The following is a 23,001-nucleotide window of genomic DNA, read 5'->3' as shown; positions in this document are numbered from 1 at the left end:
TTTATAACTACATTTGATTTCAAAAGTAATTTAAAAAAATGAACTCTCCACTCCCAAAAATCTGTATTGTTAGTGTTTCATTAGCTAAAGGTGGAGCAGAACGTTCAGCAGCAGTTTTATCGGGTTTGTTATCAAATTTAGGCTATGAAGTTCACGTGGCGATTTTAACTAATTTAATTGATTACAAATTTAGTGGTTTATTGTATAATTTAGGAGCAGACAAAGAAAACGCAAACCATCCTTTAGCTCGATTTAAGCGTTTTGAAAAATTTAAAAAATACCTTGAAGATCAAAAAATTGATTTGGTAATAGACCACAGACCAAAAAACAATTATTATCGCGAAGTTTTTTATGCAAAATATTTATACAAAAATATACAGCGTATTTATGTAGTTCATAATAGTAAACGTTCAACTTATTTTGCTAAGCCCTTATCTAAAATTATTAAAATATACCAATCTAATTTTCATACCGTTGGAGTCTCGAAATTTATATTTGAAAATTTACTTACATCACAAGGAATTGAAGAATCGAGTTATATTCCAAACGCATATGCAGATGTTTGGCAACACGAAACAACTCCTTTGCCCGCGCAAGTTTTAGAATTAAATCAATTTATTTTGTTTTATGGACGAATCGAAAATCAATCAAAAGATATTCGTTTTCTTATCGATGCCTATGCTGCTTCAAACTTATCAACTAACAATATTGCTTTACTCATTATGGGTAATGGTCCAGATAAAGATGAATTAGAGACTTATGCTAGCCAGTTAAATTGTGCTGCATCAATACATTTCTTGCCTTATCAAAAAAAACCTTTTTCTATTATAAAAAAATCCAAATTGGTAAGTTTAACCAGCAAATATGAAGGTTTTCCGATGGTTTTAATAGAATCTTTAGCTATGGGAACTCCTGTGGTTTCTTTAGATTTTACATCAGGTCCTTCAGAGGTTATCCAGCATAGAAAAAACGGTTTGCTGGTAAAAAAGCGTTCAATTTCAGACTTCGCTTGTGCTTTAGATGAAATGTGTTTTGATAATGAATTATATAGCTTTTGTAAAAAAAATACTCAAACATCAGTTGAAGCCTTTTCAGAAAAAGAAATTGCATTAAAGTGGCATCAATTATTAAGCACTTTTCCTAAATAAGGGAAACAGAAATATTTTTCTAAAATAAGATAGAATTACTAAAAAGTAAGCTATGTAAGTAATAAAATGTGCTATTACAGCTCCTTCTAGGCCAATTTTTTTAATCATGAAAAATGAACTTGCAAATAGCATTATGGCTAAAAATAAATCGGTAAGAATAAAGATTAAAGTCATGCGTTTAGCGTGAAATTGATAAACCATAACCAGTGTAATTATTCTAAAAAAATCGCCTAATATTTGGTATAAAAAAAGGTTTTCTGCTGGCAAAAATTCTTCAGTAAAAACAAGTAGGATCAGTGGTTTTCTAATAAAGTAAACCAAAATTAATCCCAGAAGGTACACAGGTATAATTTGTTTGTAAAAATTAAATACAATCCGTTTAAAATCCTTATTGCTTTTTGCTTTAATTAACTTTGGTAAAATAAAAAGATTTAAAATAGAAAGAACAAACATTAGGTAGTAGGACGAAATTCGGTTTACAGCTTCCCAAAAGCCCGCAGCTTCTTCAGATAATTCAGTTATTAAAAGACTTCGAATACCTAAAAATACCAAAGGAAAGCTAATACTAGATATTAAAGCCATTAAGGCATAATGGCCAAAATTATTCAGCATCTTTTTTTCGATATATTTCCAAGAAAACAATTTAAAAATCGACCATTTTTCTCTAAAATAATATAAACTAAAAAACACTAAAACAGAAGGAATAATGATTAGCGTAAATAAGGCTCCTTGTAAATTAAAGTAATAGACTAAAAATGCAAAAACCATTAAATTTAAAAGATGACCTATAATATGTATGCGAATAATATCATTAAACTTTTCAAAAGCTTTCATCATAGCTAAAACATAAACATGTAAAACATGTAAAGGCAAAATAAAAGCTAGTAATTGAATTACAGCAACAAAATCCTTTTCAAAAAAAAGTAGTTTGTTGATGGGTTTAGCAAAGCTAAATATGAGTATTCCAACAAGTGCACAAACTCCAAAACCAATACCCAGCAAAGTCGAAATGAAGGTTTTTTGTTGTTTTTGAATATTTTCGGTTTCTGCGGTGTATTTTACAACTGCTCGTTCTAAGCCTCCAGCCGAAAAGTTATGAGCAATGTTTAAAAAATTTCTGAAATTTCCTATCAATGCAATTCCCTGTGGCCCTAAAAAGTAAGCGGTTAATTTCGATACACCTAATCCAGTTATCATTTTAATAATTACACTCACCGAATTGAAGGATGTAACCTTTAATAAAGGTGAAGCTGTAATTATTTTTTTCAACTGTTTTAGCATACTTCAAATATAAATGAAGTTTTTAATCTATGGGGAATAAACAAAAAAACTGCTCTTAAGGAGAGCAGTTTTTATTGTAATAAACTATAAAAAGTTACAAAATTAACATTGCATCTCCGTAGCTATAAAACCTGTACTTTTCCTTAATAGCTTCTTTATATGCTTTTTCCATTAAATCGTGACCAACAAAAGCAGAAATCATCATTAATAAAGTTGATTTTGGCATGTGGAAATTGGTCACCATACAATTAGCAATACTAAAATCGTAAGGAGGATGTATAAATTTGTTGGTCCAACCTTCGTATTCGTGTAAAGTTAAATTAGCGTTTACGGCACTTTCTAGCGTTCTCATTACTGTAGTACCTACGGCACAAATTTTTCTTTTTTCTTTTAAAGCTTTATTAACCACTTTAGTTGCATCTTCCTTAATAGAGATTTGTTCACTATCCATTTTGTGCTTCGATAAATCTTCAACTTCTACAGGATTAAATGTACCAAGACCAATATGTAAAGTTACTTCGGCAAAATCAACTCCTTTAATTTCAAGACGCTTCATTAAATGTTTAGAAAAATGTAAACCAGCAGTTGGAGCGGCAACGGCACCTTCATTTTTAGCATAAATGGTTTGGTAGCGCTCTTCGTCTTCAGGTTCAACAGGTCTCGAAATATATTTTGGAAGTGGTGTTTCACCTAATTCGGTTAATTTTTTTCTGAATTCAGTATACGATCCATCATATAAAAATCGCAAAGTTCTTCCTCGTGATGTAGTATTATCTATAACTTCGGCAACTAAACTTTCATCTTCTCCAAAATAGAGTTTATTACCAATTCTTATTTTTCTAGCTGGATCAACCAACACATCCCAGAGTCTAGTTTCGGGATTTAATTCTCGTAATAAAAATACTTCAATTCGGGCACCAGTTTTTTCTTTGTTCCCATATAAACGAGCAGGAAAAACTTTTGTATTATTAAACACCATTACATCCTTCTCATCAAAATAGTGAATTAAATCTTTAAACTGCTTGTGTTCTATAGTTTCATCTTTTCGATTTATAACCATTAATCTAGATTCGTCCCGATTTTCGGCAGGTCTATCGGCAAGTAATTCTTCGGGTAATTCAAATTCAAATTGAGATAATTTCATCTGTAGGTGTTTTATTTAAGAAGCAGCAAATATACAACTTGGAAGTAGGCCTTGTCAAGTGTTTTGGTACATTAATTATTTTATCTTACATAAAAACTTCAAATAGGCTAAATAATTTATGGGCTATTCCTTCAAATTAATTGTGGTAGCGCATAAAATATTACCTTTGCGAAAATTTGAAATAGATTATATACCTTATAAATTATTTATATGAAAGCAGGAATTGTAGGACTTCCCAATGTAGGCAAATCGACCTTGTTTAACTCTTTATCTAACGCAAAAGCACAAAGCGCAAACTTTCCATTTTGTACAATCGAGCCCAATGTTGGGGTAATTAATGTACCAGACCCGCGACTTCAAAAATTAGCCGACTTAGTTAATCCACAGCGCGTATTACCAGCAACGGTAGAAATTGTAGACATTGCAGGATTAGTAAAAGGAGCGAGTAAAGGCGAAGGTTTAGGTAATCAGTTTTTGGGCAACATACGCGAAACCGATGCGATTTTACATGTTTTACGTTGTTTCGACAACGATAATATAGTTCATGTTGATGGAAATATTAATCCTATTCGAGATAAAGAAACAATCGATATAGAGCTTCAATTAAAAGATTTAGAAAGTGTAGAGAAACGCTTAGAAAAAACCAAACGTGCTGCTAAAACTGGAAATAAAGAAGCCATAAAAGAATTTGCTGTGCTTGAAAAATTACAGAAAGGCTTAGAAGCAGGAAAATCGGTTAGAGCTATAGAAATTGTTGATGAAGAACGAGAAGAGTTTGTAAAGCCCATGCAGTTAATTACCGATAAACCTGTTTTATATGTTTGTAATGTGGACGAAGAAGCTGCTGTAAATGGAAATGCTTATGTTGAAGAAATCAAAAAACTAGTAGCAGATGAAGGTGCAGAAGTTCTGGTTTTAGCAGTTGGTATTGAAGCAGATATAGCTGAATTAGAAGATTATGAAGAACGAAAATTATTTTTAGAAGACATCGGTTTAGATGAAGCTGGTGTAGCTAAACTGATACGTTCTGCTTATAATTTATTAAACCAACAAACTTATTTTACGGCAGGCGAAAAAGAAGTCAGAGCCTGGACAGTTCCTGTAGGAGCAACTGCACCACAAGCCGCAGGTGTTATTCATTCCGATTTTGAAAAAGGGTTTATTCGTGCCGAAGTTATTAAATATGAAGATTTTACCAAATTAGGAAGCGAAGCCAAAGTAAAAGAAGCTGGATTACTAAAAGTAGAAGGGAAAGAATATATTGTTCAAAATGGAGACATCATGAATTTTAGATTCAATGTATAATTACAAAATGCCAAACTTAAGCTAAATCTCGTCTTGTGTAAACTTTTAAATAACTAGCTTAATTACATTTGAACTAAAAAAATCATGAAAATAATATTATTTCTGTTAAGTGTGTTTTTTGTACTTAGTGCAAATTCACAATCAAAATCTCAAACTATGAATACGAGCATACATCAATTTACAACTACTGCGCTTGAAGGTGAAACATTCGATTTTTCAAGCTTAAAAGGAAAAAAAATCATGGTAGTAAATACGGCTTCTAAATGTGGTTTAACTCCGCAATACAAAGATTTGCAAGCTTTATATGAAGAATATAAAGATCAGAACTTTGTAATTGTAGGTTTTCCAGCCAATAATTTTATGGGGCAGGAGCCAGGAAGCAATGAAGAGATTGCTCAATTTTGCGAACGAAATTATGGAGTGAATTTTCCGATGATGCAAAAAATTTCGGTAAAAGGAAAAGACATGCATCCAATTTATCAGTTTTTAACGCAGAAAGATCAAAACGGAAAACTCGACTCCGAAGTAGAATGGAATTTTCAAAAATACCTATTAAACGGGAGTGGAGAGTTAGAAAAGGTAATCTCGCCAAGAACCAATCCAATGGATAGTGAAATTACCAACTGGATACAATCTTAAACCAGATGTATGCATATTAACTGTAAAGGAAATTTAATTGATTTGTCTAGCCCAAAAGTAATGGGTATTTTAAATCTTACACCCGATTCTTTTTACGATGGGGGCAAATATAAAAATCCAACAGAAGTATTAAAACAAGTTGAAAAAATGCTTACCGATGGTGCCACATTTATAGATGTGGGTGCTTATAGTTCACGTCCAGGTGCAGACCATATTTCGGAGGAAAAAGAAAAACAGCGATTGTTGCCTATTTTAAATGAAATTATCAAACATTTTCCAGATATACATATATCGGTAGATACTTTTCGCTCTAGTGTGGCAAGTGCCGCTGTAAGCGAAGGAGCAGCTATAATTAACGATATTTCAGCAGGAAATCTAGATACAGATATGATGAAAGTCGTTGCTCAATTGCAAATTCCTTACATAATGATGCATATGAAGGGAACACCACAAAACATGAAAAAAATGACTTCCTATTCAGATTTAATAGAAGAAGTTAATTTTTATTTCTCTGAAAAATTGCATCAAGCTAAGCAATATGGTATTAATGATTGTATAATTGATCCGGGTTTTGGATTTGCAAAAAACACTGCACAAAATTACCAATTGCTTCAGTATTTAAATGCGCTTCAGTTTCATCAGACTCCAATTTTAGTAGGGATTTCAAGAAAATCTATGATTTATAAAATACTAGAAACCAAGCCTAGTGAAGCTCTAAACGGGACTAGTGTTTTAAATACTATTGCATTGCAAAATGGGGCGCATATTTTACGAGTGCACGATGTAAAAGAAGCTTCAGAAGTAATTCAACTTTTGGCTCAGTTCAATTAATATCATTACTTTTAAGCCATGGGATTAGATTTTTTAGACATAGGCTTTTTCGATATACTAGATATACTCTTAGTCGCTTTCTTACTGTTTTATATATACAGGCTTGTAAAAGGCAGTGCAGCCATCAATATTTTTATTGGTATTGTAATTATTTATTTACTTTGGCAACTTACACTTTTGCTAAACATGGAAATGTTTAGCAATGTATTAGGTCAATTTATCGGAGTAGGAATGTTCGCTTTAATTGTTGTTTTCCAGCAAGAAATTCGGAAGTTTTTATTAATGATTGGTTCTACTAATTTTTCATCTAAAAAAGGCTTTTTACAAAAGATAAATTTCTCGAGTAAAAGTTTAGATGACTTAGCTTATTTAGAAGATTTAGTTGAAGCTTGCCAAAATATGGGAAGCACAAAAACAGGAGCTTTAATAGTTTTACAACGCAACACTAAATTAGATTTTGTTAAAAATACTGGAGACGAAATGCAAATTGAGTTTAATATCCCCATTCTAGAATCTATTTTTTATAAAAATTCACCTTTGCATGATGGCGCCATTGTCATAGAAGATGCTAAAATTACAGCTACACGTGTTATTCTGCCAGTTTCTAACGACCGTAATATTCCGTTGCGTTTTGGTTTGCGGCATCGAGCTGCTATTGGAATTACCGAAAAAACCGACGCCTTAGCCTTGGTCGTTAGTGAAGAAACGGGTCAGATTTCTTATATTAAAGATGGTGAGTTTAGAATATTTAATAATGAAAAAGACTTGGTGAAGAAACTGCAAAATGATATGCAATAAAAACTCCCTAACTACGCGTACATAATCAGGGAGTAAAAAAAACTATTTGCTATATGAAAATTTATTTCAACCTTTTGTCCTTTTTAGACATATAATACACCGCGCCCACCAAAGCAGCGATGACTAATCCAAAAACTACAGTCATTATTATGGCACCATTTGTCCAATTAACCCAAAGTAAATTTGTTATAAACATAAAAGGTTGATTTAAAATTCAACAACAAAATTATACTAGTGTGTATAATTTTAAAATGACAATGGTCATAAAATAAAAAAGTCACTTCAATCAAGAAGTGACTTTAAAATTTAAAACATTAATTAGTTATGCTTTAGCTGGAGTAGATTTAACAGCTAGTGAATAAACCACTAAACCAAATCCAATTTTGTTAATGGCATCACCAATGTTGTAAACAACATCCATGAAGCTTGCATCAACACCAAAGTCGTATCCAAATAATCCTCCTGGAGTACCTAAGATGTATCCAACTGGATAAATAGCCCAACCAACAAGCACAAACCAACATAAGATTTTGTGAGCAGTAAGTACATTTCCACCAGCAGATTCTGCAAGTTTTCTAGCTTCACCGAACCAAATCATGTAAACAATTACAAAATAAGCGATTCCTGAAACAAGACCCCACTGCCAAGAAGCACCTGGAGCAACAGCTTCACCAATGTAACCTGTAACTAACATTACCACTGACCAGAAAATTAATTTCCACATTAATGCTTGTTTAGCACCTGCAGCTCTTAAGATTAAGAAAAACTCAACACACATTAATGGCACTGTTAATACCCAGTCTACGTAACGGAAAAATGTTGGAGATTCTCCAACTGCATCCCAATAATCACGCATGTAGAAGTAGTGTACAGCGGCAATAAATGTAATTAAACCTGAAACCAATACAGAAGTTCTCCACTTCGTATCAAATTGGTTCAGCGATAAAAAGAAAAAGGCAGAAGCAGCCATCATAGCCATACTACCTACAAAAAACGTAAAGCCAACGTAATCGTCATTCGCGATTTTTGAGACATCGGCTAATAAATACATAAAATTACTCATAGCGTTATAAATTTTTGATTTGTTCAAACAAACATAAGCAAAGATTAAACATAAAATTATCGTTTTAAGAAATATTTTTGATTAATTTTGTCAACATAATAATTAATCATTTTGAATATTAGGAATATCATAATAAGTTCTAGTTTGGTGTGTTTTGCTATTGCTCAATTGTTTACGTTAAAACAAGCTTCGATTTTAGCACTTTTTTTAATCTTAAGTGTAGGTATTTTACATGGTGCTAATGATATTTTGTTAATTGAAAAAACAAAATTTTTATCTAAAAAAAACAGGTTATTAAGTAAAATCATATACATAATGATAGTTGTTTTGGCTATTATTATGTTTTATTTTATTCCGTTCTATGCGCTTGTTTTTTTTATTTTGTTTAGTGCCTATCATTTTGGAGAACAGCATTGGGCAAAGATTTTTAGTGGTGTAAAGTATGTTAATACACAAAAACTGTTTATGTTTTTATATGGGTTTTGTATTTTAAATATGCTTTTTTGGCTTCAACATGAAGCTACAAACCAAGTTATAAGAGATATTGCTAATTTTGAAATTACCAATCTTGTGTTTTTTAGTTTAACACTTATTTCCTTTTTAATACTCTTAATACTTAGTTTATTTTTTTACAAGAAGAATAGGCTTCAACTGAAAACCTTATTTAAAGAATTTTTAATTTTATTATTATTTGCTTTAATTTTTAAGTTTACTCCTTTACTATTAGGCTTTGCTATTTATTTCACATTTTGGCATAGCCTACCTTCATTAAAAGACCAAATTGATTTTTTATATAAATCTAGCTATACCTTAGGTTTTAAAAAATACTTTAAGGATGCAGGAATATATTGGTTTGTATCTGTAATTGGTTTAGGTATTTTTGTTTACTTTTTTTATGAAACCAAATTATTTTATAGTTTGCTTTTTACATTTATTGCCGCGATTACCTTTCCACATGTAATTGTTATGGGAAAAATGTTTAGTTATTTAAAATCTAAAAATTAATTTACTGCTTTATTAAAATTTTCTAACAAATAGTTATGCATTTGCTCAGTATAGTCTAAATGAGTAACAATTCGCATTTTTCCATCGCCCATGTCACTTATTCTAATTCCCATTTTGTTTAAATTAGCCATAAAATGCGTAGGATCTATAACTTCATCTAAATAAAAAATAACAATATTAGTATCTACAGGTTCAACATTTTTAATGAATTTTAAACTTGTAAGCATTTGGCCTATTTCGGTTGCTTTAATGTGATCTTCTTTTAAACGATTAAATTGATTTTTAAGTGCGTACAAACCAGCTGCAGCCATAAATCCAACTTGCCGCATTCCGCCTCCTAATACTTTTCGAACTCGCATGGCATTTTCCATGATTTTTTCATTTCCAATTAAAACCGTTCCCATTGGAGCACCAAGTCCTTTAGATAAACATATGGTAATGGTGTCAAACAATTTTCCAAATTCTTTAGGGTCTTGTTTTTTTGCTACAATTGCGTTGGCAATACGAGCTCCATCCATGTGGTAACCTAAATTATGTTTTTTACAAACTTCGTAAATTGATTTTAATTCGCTTATGTCATAGCATGCACCACCGCCTTTGTTGGTAGTATTTTCAACACAAACTAGGCTTGTTTTTGGACTATGGTAAAAATCTGGAGGGTTAATAGCCGCTTCAACTAACTCTGGAGTAATTTTTCCACGTGTGCCGTCTACTAATTTACAAGAAACTCCCGAATTAAATGAAACACCACCACCTTCATAATTATAAACGTGTCCCCACTTGTCACATATTAACTGTTCTGCTGGATTGGTATGTAATTTTATAGCTGCTTGGTTTGCCATACTTCCGGTAGGAAAATACAAAGCTGATTCTTTTCCGAAAAAATCAGCCAGATAGTCTTCCAAGGCATTTACACTCGGGTCTTCTTTATATACATCGTCTCCAACTTTGGCTTCAACTATTGCTTTTAACATTCCTTTTGTTGGTTTAGTAACCGTATCGCTTCGTAAATCTATGTGCATTTTTTTTGTGTTAAAGCTATAAAAATATTTAGAAAATTACAGACTTTATTTCTTAATAAATTACATTTGTTTACTGCATAAAAAAAGAACAAAATGATAAACATAGACCATCTTCAAGCATTAAAAAAACGCTTAACTTACTTAAACCAGTATCTTTGACTTAGATGCTAAACGCATTGAAATAGCAAATCAAGAAGAGAAAACCTTTGCGCCTGATTTTTGGGATAAACCACAGGAAGCCCAATTGTTAATGCAAAAGATTAATGCAGAAAAACAATGGGTTAAAGATTATGAAGAAGCTTCTAGCTTAACTGAAGATTTAGAAGTTTTGTTTGAGTTTTTTAAAGAAGATGAAGCTGAAGAAGCCGATGTTATGGCACGCTATGAGAAAGCCATGCAAGCAATTGAAGACTTAGAATTTAAAAATATGTTATCGGATGAAGGCGATCAGCTTTCTGCTGTGCTTCAAATTACTGCGGGTGCTGGTGGAACCGAAAGTTGCGATTGGGCAGAAATGTTGATGCGAATGTATATGATGTGGGCCGAGAAAAGAAAATTTAAAATTAAAGAACTAAACCACCAAGCAGGAGATGTAGCTGGAGTAAAAACAGTAACCTTAGAAATTGATGGCGAATTTGCGTTTGGTTGGTTGAAGGGTGAAAATGGGGTACATCGTTTGGTTCGTATTTCTCCATTTGATAGTAATGCAAAAAGGCATACTTCATTTGCGTCGGTTTATGTTTATCCTTTAGCAGACGATTCGATTGAAATTGATATTAATCCAGCAGATATAAGTTGGGATTTTGCTCGTTCGAGTGGGGCAGGAGGTCAAAATGTGAATAAAGTAGAAACTAAAGTTATTCTATCTCACGAACCATCTGGAATTGTTATTCATAATTCCGAAACACGATCGCAATTAGAAAATAGAGAAAAAGCCATCAAAATGCTTAAGTCACAATTATATCAAATTGAATTAGAAAAACAGCAAGCTGCTCGAAAAGAGATTGAAGCTAACAAAAAAAGTATAGAATGGGGCTCTCAAATACGCAATTATGTTATGCATCCTTATAAATTAGTTAAAGATGTGCGTACCACCCACGAAACAGGAAATGTAGATGCTGTAATGAATGGAGATATCAATGCCTTTTTAAAAGCTTACTTAATGATGATGGGACAAAAAAATGAAAATGATTAACATTGAAAACTTATGAAAACAAAAATTTATCATAATCCAAGGTGCAAAAAATCTAGAGAAGGTTTACAGCTTCTAGAAGAGCGAAATATTGATTTTGAAGTGATCAAATATTTAGAAAATGTGCCTAGTATTAATGAATTAGAAAAGTTGATTCAAATGCTAAACATACATCCTATAGATTTAATTCGCAAAAATGAAAAGATTTGGAAAGAAAGTTATAAAGCTAAAGATTTATCAGATTCAGAAATTATATATGCCATGCATACTAATCCTAAGCTTATAGAGCGTCCAATTGTAGTGAAGGGTGATAAAGCCGTAATAGGCAGGCCCATTGATAATATTTTGGAATTCATTAAATAATTATGCGATTAATGCTACATTTGTTTAATAATAGCTTCTATAATTTATGTTTTTTATTTTGCAACGCATGAGGAGTTTAAGATTAACAAGACAACAAACTCATATACAAAAGAGTTCTAAAGTAAAGTCTCTTGTATTTGTAAGTAAAATTGCTCTTTTTTTGCTGTTAACTGTAATTACACAAATAGGGGGAATAATTTATTTAATTACGCTAGCCGTAACTACAAAGCTTAAAACTAAGGCGTTCTTGTTTAGAAGTTTAATTTTTTTAAGTTTATATGTAGTGGCTACTTATGTTTTAGTCCCCAAATTAGCTTCTTTATTTGGAAGAGTTAAAATTAAGTCTACTGCATTTGTACAACCACATTCTTCATTCTATAGTTGGAGCAATCGTAATTACGTTACAAAAGAGCTTCATCAAGTATTACAAAATATGGGTAAGGACTTATCTGAGAATAATCCAGGAATTCAATTGGTATATTTGGATGCTAATTTTCCATTTTTAGACGGATTTCCTTTATTACCACACCGCTATCATAATGATGGAAAAAAAATAGATATTTCATTTATTTACCAAGAAAATAATCAATTAACCAATGCAAAGCCATCTTTTAGTGGATATGGCATTTTTGAAAGTCCGTTAAAGGGAGAAGTTAACCAAATTAATGAATGTTTGAATACGGGTTACAGTCAATATGATTTTACTAAGTTTATTACTTTAGGAACTGTTAATCCTAAACTTAAATTTGATGAAATTATAAATCGAAATTTCTTAAATGACTTTTTAGCAGAAGATTTTGTGCAAACTATTTTTATCGAACCCCATTTAAAAACACGTTTAGGTTTAAATAATGAAAAGCTAATTTATCATGGTTGTGGTACAGTAAGGCATGATGACCATATTCATGTTGAAGTAAAATAAACTTAAGTTTTTTTTGAAATTATCTACCATCTAAGCTTTTGTAAAAATAGATAACAAATTAGATGCATCAGAGTAAATTTAATCGGTAAGCCAATTTTTAAAACTTGTAAAATTTTGTGGTGCAACTCCATGTCCTACGGGGAATTCTTCATACATAAAATCAATCTCTAAACTTTGGAGTATTGGTTTATTATTTCGTGCCCATTCTACAGGAATAACCTGATCTACACTTCCATGTGAATTATAAATTTTAAGTTTCGAAAAATCGTTTTGCTCGTACCCGGCAAGCAGCATATTTTTATCGATGTAACCACTTAAACCAATTATTCTGTTGAATTTTTCAGGGTAGGATAGTGCGCATGCAAAGCTTAATATTGCACCTTGGCTAAAGCCTAATAAATTTATATTATTTTCATCTATAGGATAAGCTTTAATTAATTCGTTTACAAATTTCATAATTAGCTCTCGAGATGTAATTGCTTGTTCGGTATCTGAAAACTTATCGCCAGCAGTATCAAAATTAATAGCATACCAAGCGTTTCCATATGGCTGAAGTGCGTAAGGAGCTTTTGCTGATATAATGATGTACTCTTTAGGTAATTCTGAAGCAAACGAAAACAAGTCATTTTCATCGCTACCATATCCATGAAGTAATAGTAGGAGTGGAGCATTATTGGTTAAGCTAGATGGTCTTACATTATGTGTTAGGCTTAAGTTTTTTGTCGTCATTTTAAGTTAGCGATTTAAATGTTGTTTGAAATAGATTGCCAAGAATAGGTACTCTTTTTTGTTGTCCAGAAACAGCGGCTACAAAACCATAAACCCATAGTATAAAGTAGGCTAAATAAAATGCAGAAGCAACCATTAGGTTTTGTGTTTCACTTAAGTATTCAAAAACACCATTTAAAATTACTCCAAATAAAATAAATACTAAGTTTAGACCTAAACCTTGCCGCACATGGAAACTACCAAATTTGGTTTTGTTCTCTTCGCTATTTAAAAATAAGGCTAAAATGCTTCCAAAAATTGTTAGATAGCCAACAATCGCAGCAACTTTTCCTTTTCTTTCTTGTTTATTTAGCGGTTTGCTCATTTGTTTTATAGGTAAGTTAAATTAAATCGATTACTTTTCCATTTAAATCTTCATTTAAGAAGATTGAATTTTTAGATTTCGATAAAATATGATTTAAGGTGAATTTATACTGATCTTGGCTGGTAAATAGCGTAAATTTTCCTTTAGTATTTACATCGATTTTGTGTTCGGGTAAGCCATAAACTTTTCTTCCGTTTGTGAGCATTTTAACACTTAATTCTACACCTAAAATTTTGTTTAATGCGCCAAATGCACTTTCTAAACCAATACTTCCATGAGCAGCAAGTACAAAATCTACTTCTTTTAATTCCTGGTTTATCGGTCTATGATCGCTCGTTACAAAATCTACAACTCCATCTTTTACAGCTTTTTGCAATGCCTTTACATCGTCTTTACTTCGTAATGGTGGAAAAACTTTAAAGTCAGCATCAAAATTTAATATTTTTTCATCATCAAAATATAAATGATGCACAGCAACGCTACACGAAACTTGTAAACCTTTCTTTTTTGCCGCTTTAATCAATTCAATTCCTTGTGCGGTGCTTACTAATGGAATATGTAGCTTTCCACCTGTATAGGCTAGTATAGCTAAATCTCTATTTATTTGAAGTGTTTCAGCTAAGCTAGGCATGCCTTTTAATCCTAATTTTGTGCTATTCATACTTTCGTGAACTTGAGCATTATTAGCAATTTTATTTTCTAATGGAAAAGATGCAACACAACCACCAAAACTTTGGGTATACTGAAGAGCAAGCTTGAGTAAATTAGGATTTCTAATGGGTTGTAAATCATCAGAAAACACCCTTGCTCCAGCCTGGAATAAGTCGTACAATTCGGCTAAATCTTTTCCATTTAACGCTTTTGTAAGTGTTGCTGTAGGATGTATTTTAGTTTTGCTTTTACTAGATTTTTCCTTTAAACTTTCGAAAACACTTTTAGAGTCTGTGCAGGGCGAATTACTTGCTGTAATAGCTATATCGCTAAATCCACTTTTTTCGGCTACTTTTAAACCGTTAGCAATATTTTCTCGCTCTTCAAAACCAGGTTCACCAAATGAAACACCTGCATCAAACCAAGCTGGAGAAATATGTAAATCGGCTGCATTAATTATCTTAGTAGCATCTGTACTTAATTGATCTTCGATTTGTAAAATTTTTCCATTTTCAATAAAAATGTCTTTAATCTTTAAATGATACGGGCTGGTTTCATCTATTATTTTTACAGATTTTATAAGAGTTTTCATGTATAATTATTTAAGGTACCGAAGTGATAACATTTCTAAAATTAAAAATAACAAAGCAAAAATAACTAAGATTTTCCAATAATGATTAACTTCCTGGAGTGCTATTTCATTTTCAAAAAAGCCAGATATACTATTTAAATTTGATTGTTGTTTTAGCTTATTTGAATTTAAATAGTTTAAATTACTTTCTGTTCGGGGGTAATTAAAACTAAGGTATTGGTATACCGAATCTTTATTTTTTACTTGGTAAGTGCCAGCTTGTAAATTGAGTTCGGCCGTAGTTAATTTTATATTTTGATTATATTTTTGCTGTTGCGGAATAAATACATCTTCTTGTTTTACTAATTTTAACACTTCATCTTTGCCAATTGATGCATTAATCTGATAAGAGTTTTTTGTATTTGTAAAATCGTAAATGGAAGGCTTTAAAACACTTTCTCTTGCCATATTATACAATAATGGTACAATAAGCGGAGAATTTACAAAGTTTGAGTTTTCTGTACTAAAGCTAGAAGCAAATAAATAATTCTTTCCAGAGCTAGCCAAAAAAGCTTCTTGATTAGCATAGCTTATAATAGGTTTAGCTTTTGTTTGAATACTAAAATGACTTCGAGTTAAAGGATATTCGAAGTTGCTAATTGTTGAAGTAAACACATTTTTAAGCAAAGGATGTTCAAAATAGATACCTGTAATTTTTTGCTGATTTGTTTTTTTGATGCTTATGCTTCCTAAGTTAAAAGATGTTAAGAAAGAATTGTAATTTGAAACATTGGCATCTTCATTAGGAATTACCACAAAAGACTGATTTTTATTACTAAATTCTCGAAGTGATTTTTGCAGTTGTTGTGGTATGTGTTTTAGACCGTTGAGAACAATAAAATTTGCTTTTTCAATTTGTGAATAGTCTAAATTTTGAATTGAATACGAATTCAATTTAAATTCATTATTACGAAATATACGTTTCAAAAACGAAGCGTCTTCTTCATAAATACTAAGCACGTTTATTTTTTTTGCAGCATTTATACTAAAATAAAACCGGTTATCGTATTGCAGGGCATCATCTTCAATTTCAACATGCCCTGCATTAATTTGTTCCTTAGCCAAAGAAATTTCAATATTTTGTGAAGCGGTGTTTTGAAATTCTACCAACTGTTTTGCTAGTAATTGCTCTTGATTCCATACAGATACCTGTAAAGCTTCTTTATTATTTTCTGAAGCTGAAAGCTCTATTTCTAATAAGTTTCTTTCATCGTTTAATTTAAGATTAACAATGCTAAAATTAATTTTGGGTTGAGGTTTAATTTGTAATAATGAAACATGTTCTTTTTCAATTAAGCTATTGTAATCTACTTCGTCTTCTAATTGAAAATCGGATACTGCAATAATTTTTTGTTTACCTGAAGCATTGTTATGATCTATTTCTGCCTTTTTAATTGCATTATCTAGTTTTAATTGTTGATGCGAGAAAGTAGTTTTTAACAATTCATTTTTAAATGTATTGCTATTTAAATCTTTAAAAGAAGCATTATTAGTAAAAAAATGAATATTAGCATCTTCTGGAATAATTTCAGCCAATTCTTGTTGAGCTTGTTTAAGTAAATTTCCTTTACTACTCGGCATTTGCATGCTAAATGAATTATCTAAGTAAATGCTATAATTTGGAGTGTTAAGAGCTTCTTTAGATGCTGGAATATAGGGTTGAGTAAAAGCTAAAATCAGAGCAGAAAGCGCTAACATTCGCAAAGTTAAAATAATGTATTTTTTTAAATTCTTGCTTTTTCTAGATTGGAGTTCTAGTATTTTTAAGATGGCAACATTGGTAAAATTTACTTTTGTGAATTTTCTGAGTTGAAATAAATGAATTAAAATAGGAATCAACAATAAGAAAAGTAAATACAGATATTCTGGGTGTTTAAACTGTATCATATAAATTACAAATGTAGATTACAAAGGAATGATTATTCTTTTTCAATAAAAAATTTAAAACTTGTTTTAATTCCAACTTTAGATTCGACTTTAATATCTCCACCAAGGTTTCTAATAATTTTTTTAACCGTGGAAAGGCCGATACCATTTCCTTTACTACCACGCCTATCTTTGTCAGCAGCTGTTGTAAATAAATTAAAAATACTAGCCTGTTTTTCTTTTGGTATGCCAATGCCATTGTCGGTTACAACAAAATTGTAATAACCATCATCTTCGTAACACTCTACACTAATAATAATTTTTTCTTTATCGTTGTATTTAAAGCAGTTACCAATTAGATTTAGTAAAATTTGTTCTAAAGCTACTCGGTTAGTAGAGAGTTTAACATTTTTAGGATAGTGCAACTCATAATCTTCAGTTACATCTAACATTTCAACGATGTCTTCAATTAGAGTATTAATTTCGAACACTTCAATTTGGTTTCCATCGGTAATAGAATCAGATTCGTAATGTGTTAGAATATTACTAATATAGTCACTCAGCTTAAAAGCAGACCGTTTTAAGTTTCGCAAGTATTCTATTCCTGCTTCATCAATTTTTTTTCCATACTTAGATTTTAAAATATCGATGGTTACAATCATATTTGCTAAAGGCATTTTCATGTCGTGCGAAACGACTCCAGCAAAGTTTTTTAGTTGGTTATTTTTTTCTTTAAGTAATTTTTGAGATTCTCTTAAAATGTTATTTTTTAAACGAATATTAAATAATTGTACTACTTGATTTCCTAAGTAAGCTAAAGCTTTTCGTTGTTTATTGTTTAAAGTTTTTGGTTTATGATCTATAACACATAGCGTTCCTAGTGCAAAACCATTATCATCTCGAAGGGCAACCCCTGCATAAAATATAATAGGTTTTTCTCCAAATGTAAGCGGATTGTTTTTAAAGCGTGAATCGATACGTGCGTCTGAAATTTCGAATATTTCTTGATCACTTTTAATGGTATAATTACAAAACGAAATTTCTCTTTCTGTTTCATTTGTAGAAAAACCAATACAAGATTTGAACCACTGTCTATTTTTGTCGAGTAATGAAATTAGAGCTACAGGAGTTTCACAAATTAAAGAAGCTAATTCTGAGACTTCGTCGAATTGTTTTTCTGGCGCTGTATCTAGTATTTTTAGATTGCGCAATGCTTTAAGTCGGTTAACTTCTTCTGCTGGTATTGGTGTAGTCTTCATTCAATCGTATTCTTTCGCAATTTACAAAATTAATGTGAAATCTAGAATTAAATGTAAAGCAGAAGTTTAATATGTTAAATTTGGATAATGAGATTAATAGATAAAGAAGCCCATATTTTGTATTTAAAATATGGGCTTCTCGAAATACTTATATTGATCGCGATTTCTGTAATAGTGCTGTTTATTACAGGAAAAGTTTAATTTCTACTCTGTTATATAGTCTTCTATCGGTGCACATGTACACATTAAATTTCGATCTCCATAGGCTTCATCAACTCTTCTTGTACTTGGCCAGAACTTGTTTTCTTCTACAAAGGCTAATGGATAAGCAGCTTGTTTTCTGCTGTAAGGAAAACTCCATTCATCTTTAGTTAACATAGCTTGAGTATGTGGAGCATTGGTTAATAAATTTTCAGACTGATCTTTAGTGCATTCCTTAATTTCTTCTCGAATTGCTATCATAGCATCGCAAAAACGGTCTAGTTCAGCCTTTCCTTCACTTTCAGTAGGTTCAATCATCATAGTGCCAGCAACTGGAAATGAAACAGTAGGTGCATGAAAGCCATAGTCGATTAATCGTTTTGCAATATCTTTTACTTCAATTCCATTTTTTTTGAAATCCCGACAGTCTATTATCATTTCGTGAGCTGCACGACCACGTTCTCCAGAGTATAGAGTTGGATAATAATTTGCTAATCTAGCTTTAATGTAATTTGCATTTAAAATAGCATATTCTGTAGAAGATTTTAATCCTTCAGCTCCTAGCATTCTAATGTATGCATATGAAATTAAACATACTAATGCAGAACCCCAAGGAGCAGCCGAAATAGCCGATATTGCATTTTCTCCACCTGTTTTAATTAATGGATTTGATGGTAAAAAAGGAACCAATTGCTCAGCTACACAAATGGGACCAACACCAGGTCCACCACCACCATGTGGAATTGCAAAAGTTTTATGTAAATTAAGGTGACAAACATCAGCGCCAATTTTACCAGGACTAGTTAAGCCAACTTGCGCATTCATGTTAGCTCCATCCATATAAACTTGACCTCCGTGTTGGTGTATTAAGTTAGTAATTTCTTTAATAGAAGATTCAAAAACACCATGAGTTGATGGATAGGTTACCATTAAAGCTGCAAGATTATCGCTATACTTTTCAGCTTTAGAACGTAAATCATCAACATCAATATTCCCTTTGTCGGTTGCTTTTACAACTACTACTTTCATTCCAGCCATAACAGCACTTGCAGGATTAGTACCGTGAGCCGAAGAAGGAACTAAACAAATATTTCGATGGGTATTACCATTGGCTTCATGATATGCTTTTATAACCATTAAGCCTGCATATTCGCCTTGAGCTCCAGAGTTTGGTTGAAGAGAGGTTGCAGAAAAACCAGTAATTTCAGTAAGATAATCTTCTAATTCGCTTAACATTTCGTGATATCCAGCTGCTTGATTTACTGGGACATAGGGGTGAATATTTCCCCATTGAGGGTTGCTTAGAGGCAACATTTCTGAGGCAGCGTTAAGTTTCATTGTACAGGATCCAAGCGAAATCATAGAATGATTTAATGCTAAATCCTTACGTTCTAACTTTTTAATGTAACGCATTAAAGCAGTTTCAGAATGGAAAGAATTAAAAACTTCATGGTTTAAAAATTCAGTTTTTCTGCTAAGGTTGGTAGTTTCAATTATACCAGGAAGTAAGCTCTCAAGCTTCTTATTTTCAATAGTAAGCGCTTCAGCAAAAATTGATATAATCTTATTAATATCTTCGATAGATGTAGTTTCATTAATAGAAATTGAAACTGTTTCTTGGTCTGGATAATAAAAATTAACTTCTTTTTGTAAAGCTATTTTTTCGATTTTAGTTGCATCTGTTTTTAAAGAAATTGTATCAAAGTATAATTCATTTTCTTGGTAAACACCCAGTTTTTCAAGCTCATTAGCGAGACTAACTGCTTTTTGGTGAATTTGATTTGCGATGTTTTGTAAACCTTTAGGACCATGAAAAACCCCATAAAAGCTTGACATTACAGCAAGCAAAACTTGTGCTGTACAAATGTTGGATGTAGCACGGTCACGCTTTATATGCTGTTCTCTAGTTTGTAATGCCATTCGTAAAGAACGGTTTCCATCTAAATCGCGTGTTACGCCAATAATTCTACCAGGAATATTTCTTTTGTAATCTTCTTTAGTTGCAAAATAAGCAGCATGTGGACCACCATAACCTAGCGGTATTCCGAAACGTTGGGTTGTACCATAAACAACATCTACTCCCCAATTACCAGGAGCTTCTAGTTTTACCAAACTCATTATGTCCGCACCAACAGCAACTTTTATTTCATTTTCAATTGCTTTTTTTGTGAAATTTTCATAGTCAAAAACTTTTCCTGTCTTTCCTGGATATTGAACAAGAGCGCCAAAAAAACCTTCTGAGAAATCGAACTCTTCATGGTTTCCTATTACAATTTCTATATCAATAGGAGTGGAGCGAGTTTGTAGTAGAGCTAAAGTTTGTGGCAAAACTTCGTTTGAAACAAAAAATTTGTTGGCTTTTGCTTTTTTCTTTGCTTTACTCCGTACGGCAAAAAGTAAACTCATCGCTTCTGCTGCAGCTGTGGCTTCATCTAACAAAGAAGCATTAGCTAACTCCATTTGCGTAAGGTCGCTTATCATGGTTTGGAAGTTAAGCAAAGCTTCTAATCGTCCTTGGGCAATTTCTGCCTGATATGGAGTGTATGCCGTATACCAACCTGGGTTCTCTAATACATTGCGTTGTATAACAGCAGGCACGATAGCTTCATGATAGCCAAGACCTATATAAGATTTGTAAATTTTGTTTTTTTGCGCTAATAATTGAATATGATTTGCAAACTCATATTCGTTAAGGGCGGGAGGTAAGTTTAATTCTCGGTCTAACTGAATATCGTTTGGAATGGTTTCAAAAATTAACTGACCTATAGATTCAGCATCTATTGAATCAAGCATTTCTCGAAGCTCATCTGGTCTAACGCCAATATGACGTGAAGCAAATAAGTTTGTGTTCATGAATTTTAGCTTAGTGTTTGTGCAAAAATAACTTTTTGTGAAGGAAACTTTTGTTAAATAATTACTTTCTAAAAAGAAGTTTTTCAACCATTTGTTAACTACTTTTTTAAAAGGACTAGTTTTGCGATATGAAATTAGTAAAACTTATATTTCGGTTTTATATACATTCTAGCCTTCATGTCGCACTTGCTGTGGTTTCATTTATGCTATTGCGGATTTATGAGATAGGATTAACAGTCAATTTAAATTTAATTTTTTGTGTTTTTTTTGCAACAATATCTGGTTACAATTTTGTGAAATATGCAGGAATAGCTAAATTACATCATCGTAGCTTAACAAAACAATTAAGAGCTATTCAGATTTTTTCTGCAATTTCATTTGTGTTTACAATTTATTTTCTTGTGCAGCTTCGATTAATGAGTATTATGCTTTTAATATCTCTATCAATAATAAATTTTATTTACGCATTTCCAGTTTTTTCTAAAGCTAAAAACCTTCGGAATCTACCATTAGTGAAAATTTATATTATCGCTATGGTGTGGTCTATAACATGTGTTTTTTTACCTATAATTGAGTATCAAGTAAACTTTGAGTTAGATTATATATATATGTTCTTACAACAATTTTTGATGGTCGTTGTATTAATGATACCTTTCGAAATTAGAGATTTGAAATACGATTTAGTCAAATTACAAACCTTACCTCAAATCTTAGGAATCCTTAATGCAAAAATTTTGGCTGGAATTTTATTAATATTTATAACAATTTTATCTTTTTATTTTTTTGAATCTAATATGATTTTCTCAATTGTATTTAGTTTTTTTTTATTTTTATTGATTGCCTATTCTTCTAAAAATCAGTCACTTTATTATTCTTCTTTTTACGTTGAATCAGTTCCCATATTCTCTTTTATTTTTGTATGTATAGAGTTTTGTTTTTATTAACTATGCCCGACAATTTAAGATTGTTAATGATTATAAGTATAAAAAAACAGAGTCATTTGAATTGTATTTAAAATAAAAGAAACCTAATATTTTTCAATTAATACCTGCCTTCTAAAATTTATTTTGTTTAATAAGTTACTTTTTGTTTTGTTATGTATAAGTTTTTTTAAAAAATGTCCCTTAGTTTAAAATTGACTAGAATTGAGTTAAATCTAAGTGTTTTGAGTTCACTTGGCTTAAATAAATAGTATTCAATCTTTTGTTTGACAAACTAAATTTTTTGTGAGAATTACTATAAATTTAGCTTTAGTGTTTTAAAATGAGAATTGCTCGTATAAACTATAATATGAATTCACATTGAAGTAATTGTTCTTTTTTTCATCGTGGTGGTTTTAATTTTGATGTATACTGATATTTATCAGGCATTTATAATTTTTATAAACCTAATAGCTTACAATTTTTTATTGTGTCGGTTAAATTGAAAAATTAAATACCAGTTTTTAATTTAAATTTTAGAAATATTATAGTTTTAGTCTTAATTATATTGATGCTTATTTTGTATAAATTTTACATTTACAGTTCTTTAAATCATTTTTAATTTTCGTTATATTTTTTTGTTTATTATTTAAAAAAAGGTTGTATTTTTGCGCCCCGCAAGTTTAGGTTTATTTTATTGATTTTGGGATATAATTTCGGCAGAATTTTTTTTAAATTTATTTTATAAAATTCTTTTCAGAATCAAAAATAGTATTACATTTGCACCCGCTTAGAAATCGAGCGAAGTTCATTA

20 protein-coding genes are annotated in these 23,001 nt (G+C 31.2%); 10 read left to right on the top strand and 10 right to left on the bottom strand.

From position 1 onward, the window contains the following. The first annotated feature begins 38 nt into the window (after nt 1-38). Nucleotides 39-1,148 (top strand): glycosyltransferase, encoded by a 1,110-nt coding sequence (locus IEV63_RS04800; protein ID WP_188405658.1) that lies wholly within the window; start codon nt 39-41, stop codon nt 1,146-1,148. On the opposite strand, the gene IEV63_RS04795 is transcribed toward IEV63_RS04800, so the two are convergent. Continuing rightward, nucleotides 1,128-2,417, bottom strand: coding sequence for an O-antigen translocase (locus IEV63_RS04795; protein ID WP_229737180.1), 1,290 nt, complete (start codon nt 2,415-2,417; stop codon nt 1,128-1,130). The genes IEV63_RS04800 and IEV63_RS04795 overlap by 21 nt on opposite strands. A 106-nt stretch (nt 2,418-2,523) precedes the next feature. Next, nucleotides 2,524-3,573, bottom strand: coding sequence for a tRNA preQ1(34) S-adenosylmethionine ribosyltransferase-isomerase QueA (gene queA / locus IEV63_RS04790; RefSeq protein ID WP_188405656.1), 1,050 nt, complete (start codon nt 3,571-3,573; stop codon nt 2,524-2,526). A 210-nt stretch (nt 3,574-3,783) separates the two neighbouring features. On the opposite strand from queA, the gene ychF reads away from it, so the two are divergent. The 4 genes from ychF to cdaA all read left to right on the top strand — a co-directional run bounded on the left by ychF (nt 3,784) and on the right by cdaA (nt 7,146). Beyond that, nucleotides 3,784-4,878 carry a redox-regulated ATPase YchF gene (gene ychF / locus IEV63_RS04785; protein WP_188405655.1) on the top strand — a complete coding sequence of 365 codons (1,095 nt, stop codon included), beginning with the start codon at nt 3,784-3,786 and terminating at the stop codon, nt 4,876-4,878. Nucleotides 4,879-4,962: 84 nt separating this feature from the next. Beyond that, entirely contained in the window at nt 4,963-5,517 is a 555-nt protein-coding gene (locus IEV63_RS04780; protein ID WP_188405654.1) for a glutathione peroxidase, read from the top strand. Nucleotides 5,518-5,526: 9 nt separating this feature from the next. Continuing rightward, nucleotides 5,527-6,348: a dihydropteroate synthase gene (gene folP, locus IEV63_RS04775; protein WP_188405653.1), complete on the top strand. Its 822-nt coding sequence runs from the start codon at nt 5,527-5,529 to the stop codon at nt 6,346-6,348. 18 nt (nt 6,349-6,366) lie between these two features. Next, on the top strand, nt 6,367-7,146 hold the full coding sequence (cdaA, locus tag IEV63_RS04770) for a diadenylate cyclase CdaA (protein WP_188405652.1): 780 nt from the start codon (nt 6,367-6,369) through the stop codon (nt 7,144-7,146). A gap of 322 nt (nt 7,147-7,468) precedes the next feature. Here cdaA and IEV63_RS04765 read toward each other — a convergent pair whose 3' ends face one another. Next, nucleotides 7,469-8,209 (bottom strand): bacteriorhodopsin-like, encoded by a 741-nt coding sequence (locus tag IEV63_RS04765; protein WP_188405651.1) that lies wholly within the window; start codon nt 8,207-8,209, stop codon nt 7,469-7,471. A gap of 147 nt (nt 8,210-8,356) precedes the next feature. On the opposite strand from IEV63_RS04765, the gene IEV63_RS04760 reads away from it, so the two are divergent. Beyond that, the gene (locus tag IEV63_RS04760) at nt 8,357-9,214 is read left to right on the top strand and encodes a Brp/Blh family beta-carotene 15,15'-dioxygenase (RefSeq protein WP_229737188.1); all 858 of its coding nucleotides are present in this window, start codon (nt 8,357-8,359) and stop codon (nt 9,212-9,214) included. Here the strand turns inward: IEV63_RS04760 and IEV63_RS04755 are convergent. Beyond that, entirely contained in the window at nt 9,211-10,236 is a 1,026-nt protein-coding gene (locus tag IEV63_RS04755; protein ID WP_188405649.1) for a threonine aldolase family protein, read from the bottom strand. The two genes, IEV63_RS04760 and IEV63_RS04755, sit on opposite strands and share 4 nt — an antisense overlap. A gap of 93 nt (nt 10,237-10,329) precedes the next feature. Here IEV63_RS04755 and prfB point away from each other — a divergent pair. The 3 genes from prfB (at nt 10,330) to IEV63_RS04740 (ending at nt 12,713) form a co-directional block, all read left to right on the top strand. After that, nucleotides 10,330-11,431, top strand: a protein-coding gene (prfB, locus tag IEV63_RS04750) for a peptide chain release factor 2 (protein WP_188405648.1) whose coding sequence is annotated in 2 segments (ribosomal slippage) — nt 10,330-10,392 and nt 10,394-11,431 — 1,101 coding nt in all. Because the reading frame shifts where the segments join, the coding sequence is not laid out codon by codon here. 12 nt (nt 11,432-11,443) lie between these two features. Next, a complete protein-coding gene (gene arsC / locus IEV63_RS04745; RefSeq protein ID WP_188405647.1) occupies nt 11,444-11,791 on the top strand; it encodes an arsenate reductase (glutaredoxin) in 348 nt (115 codons plus the stop codon). A 160-nt stretch (nt 11,792-11,951) separates the two neighbouring features. After that, entirely contained in the window at nt 11,952-12,713 is a 762-nt protein-coding gene (locus IEV63_RS04740; protein ID WP_229737179.1) for a hypothetical protein, read from the top strand. A 78-nt stretch (nt 12,714-12,791) separates the two neighbouring features. Here the strand turns inward: IEV63_RS04740 and IEV63_RS04735 are convergent, their stop codons facing one another. The 6 genes from IEV63_RS04735 to gcvP all read right to left on the bottom strand — a co-directional run bounded on the left by IEV63_RS04735 (nt 12,792) and on the right by gcvP (nt 21,267). After that, nucleotides 12,792-13,442 (bottom strand): alpha/beta hydrolase, encoded by a 651-nt coding sequence (locus IEV63_RS04735; protein ID WP_188405646.1) that lies wholly within the window; start codon nt 13,440-13,442, stop codon nt 12,792-12,794. 1 nt (nt 13,443) lies between these two features. Continuing rightward, a complete protein-coding gene (locus IEV63_RS04730; RefSeq protein ID WP_188405645.1) occupies nt 13,444-13,806 on the bottom strand; it encodes a hypothetical protein in 363 nt (120 codons plus the stop codon). 16 nt (nt 13,807-13,822) lie between these two features. Then, on the bottom strand, nt 13,823-15,049 hold the full coding sequence (locus tag IEV63_RS04725; protein ID WP_188405644.1) for a dihydroorotase: 1,227 nt from the start codon (nt 15,047-15,049) through the stop codon (nt 13,823-13,825). A gap of 6 nt (nt 15,050-15,055) precedes the next feature. Next, nucleotides 15,056-16,975, bottom strand: a complete 1,920-nt coding sequence (locus IEV63_RS04720; RefSeq protein WP_188405643.1) for a BatA domain-containing protein — start codon at nt 16,973-16,975, stop codon at nt 15,056-15,058. A gap of 32 nt (nt 16,976-17,007) precedes the next feature. Further along, nucleotides 17,008-18,213 (bottom strand): sensor histidine kinase, encoded by a 1,206-nt coding sequence (locus IEV63_RS04715; protein WP_188405642.1) that lies wholly within the window; start codon nt 18,211-18,213, stop codon nt 17,008-17,010. 204 nt (nt 18,214-18,417) lie between these two features. Beyond that, nucleotides 18,418-21,267 (bottom strand): aminomethyl-transferring glycine dehydrogenase, encoded by a 2,850-nt coding sequence (gcvP, locus tag IEV63_RS04710; protein ID WP_188405641.1) that lies wholly within the window; start codon nt 21,265-21,267, stop codon nt 18,418-18,420. 128 nt (nt 21,268-21,395) lie between these two features. Here gcvP and IEV63_RS04705 point away from each other — a divergent pair, with 128 nt between their 5' ends. Continuing rightward, a complete protein-coding gene (locus IEV63_RS04705; RefSeq protein ID WP_188405640.1) occupies nt 21,396-22,211 on the top strand; it encodes a UbiA prenyltransferase family protein in 816 nt (271 codons plus the stop codon). Nucleotides 22,212-23,001 lie beyond the last annotated feature (790 nt).

Origin of the sequence: Psychroflexus salis (assembly GCF_014640175.1) — a bacterium.
Classification (GTDB): Bacteria; Bacteroidota; Bacteroidia; order Flavobacteriales; family Flavobacteriaceae; genus Psychroflexus; species Psychroflexus salis.
Note: the sequence above shows the minus strand (reverse complement) of the source record. Positions and strands in the feature narration are given on the sequence as shown.

Excerpts from the sequence above, each read along its gene's own strand:
- IEV63_RS04725 (WP_188405644.1), bottom strand. The coding sequence starts at position 15,049 with ATGAAAACTCTTATAAAATCTGTAAAAATAATAGATGAAACCAGCCCG.
- IEV63_RS04780 (WP_188405654.1), top strand. The coding sequence starts at position 4,963 with ATGAAAATAATATTATTTCTGTTAAGTGTGTTTTTTGTACTTAGTGCA.
- arsC (WP_188405647.1), top strand. The coding sequence starts at position 11,444 with ATGAAAACAAAAATTTATCATAATCCAAGGTGCAAAAAATCTAGAGAA.
- folP (WP_188405653.1), top strand. The coding sequence starts at position 5,527 with ATGCATATTAACTGTAAAGGAAATTTAATTGATTTGTCTAGCCCAAAA.
- IEV63_RS04720 (WP_188405643.1), bottom strand. The coding sequence starts at position 16,975 with ATGATACAGTTTAAACACCCAGAATATCTGTATTTACTTTTCTTATTG.
- IEV63_RS04715 (WP_188405642.1), bottom strand. The coding sequence starts at position 18,213 with ATGAAGACTACACCAATACCAGCAGAAGAAGTTAACCGACTTAAAGCA.
- ychF (WP_188405655.1), top strand. The coding sequence starts at position 3,784 with ATGAAAGCAGGAATTGTAGGACTTCCCAATGTAGGCAAATCGACCTTG.
- IEV63_RS04755 (WP_188405649.1), bottom strand. The coding sequence starts at position 10,236 with ATGCACATAGATTTACGAAGCGATACGGTTACTAAACCAACAAAAGGA.
- IEV63_RS04730 (WP_188405645.1), bottom strand. The coding sequence starts at position 13,806 with ATGAGCAAACCGCTAAATAAACAAGAAAGAAAAGGAAAAGTTGCTGCG.
- cdaA (WP_188405652.1), top strand. The coding sequence starts at position 6,367 with ATGGGATTAGATTTTTTAGACATAGGCTTTTTCGATATACTAGATATA.
- IEV63_RS04800 (WP_188405658.1), top strand. The coding sequence starts at position 39 with ATGAACTCTCCACTCCCAAAAATCTGTATTGTTAGTGTTTCATTAGCT.
- gcvP (WP_188405641.1), bottom strand. The coding sequence starts at position 21,267 with ATGAACACAAACTTATTTGCTTCACGTCATATTGGCGTTAGACCAGAT.
- IEV63_RS04705 (WP_188405640.1), top strand. The coding sequence starts at position 21,396 with ATGAAATTAGTAAAACTTATATTTCGGTTTTATATACATTCTAGCCTT.
- IEV63_RS04735 (WP_188405646.1), bottom strand. The coding sequence starts at position 13,442 with ATGACGACAAAAAACTTAAGCCTAACACATAATGTAAGACCATCTAGC.
- IEV63_RS04765 (WP_188405651.1), bottom strand. The coding sequence starts at position 8,209 with ATGAGTAATTTTATGTATTTATTAGCCGATGTCTCAAAAATCGCGAAT.
- queA (WP_188405656.1), bottom strand. The coding sequence starts at position 3,573 with ATGAAATTATCTCAATTTGAATTTGAATTACCCGAAGAATTACTTGCC.